Below are 615 nucleotides of genomic sequence, written 5' to 3'. Positions count from 1 at the left end.
CAGCGTTAACCGATGACAACTATGCGGTGATGAAGGTGGCGCGAATCGGCTGTGAATGCGGCGCGAATGTCTCGACATTTTCCTGCTTCAAGCTATTTGGGCCAGAGGGTGTTGGTGCAGTGGTCGGCGATGCTGATGTTATCAACCGTATTCGCGCCACGCTTTACTCCGGCGGTAGCCAGATCCAGGGCGCACAGGCGCTGGAAGTATTGCGTGGTCTGGTGTTTGCGCCAGTGATGCACGCGGTGCAGGCAGGGGTATCTGAACGGTTGCTGGCTTTGCTTAACGGTGGTGCGGTGCCGGAAGTGAAAAGCGCGGTGATTGCTAATGCGCAGTCGAAGGTGTTGATTGTCGAGTTTCATCAGCCGATTGCCGCCAGAGTGCTGGAAGAGGCGCAAAAGCGCGGTGCCTTGCCTTACCCGGTGGGTGCAGAGTCGAAATATGAAATCCCGCCGCTCTTTTATCGCCTTTCCGGAACGTTTCGCCAGGCGAATCCACAATCAGAACATTGTGCGATTCGCATTAACCCGAATCGCAGCGGTGAAGAGACGGTGCTGCGGATTTTGCGTGAGAGTATTGCCAGTATTTAATGCTGGATAGCACCGTCAAGCTAAA

At 55.0% G+C, this 615-nt stretch carries 1 protein-coding gene; it reads left to right on the top strand.

Features of this window, described 5'->3' with window-relative positions:
* Window positions 1–590, top strand: a 590-nt coding sequence (locus ACWKXT_RS24285; protein ID WP_454542714.1) for a hypothetical protein, incomplete at its 5' end; no start/stop codon positions are given.
* Window positions 591–615: the final 25 nt, after the last annotated feature.

This window comes from Enterobacter sp. UPMP701 (genome assembly GCF_053709515.1).
The sequence above is the reverse complement of the archived record's forward strand: the minus strand, read 5'-3'. Positions and strand labels throughout refer to the sequence as shown.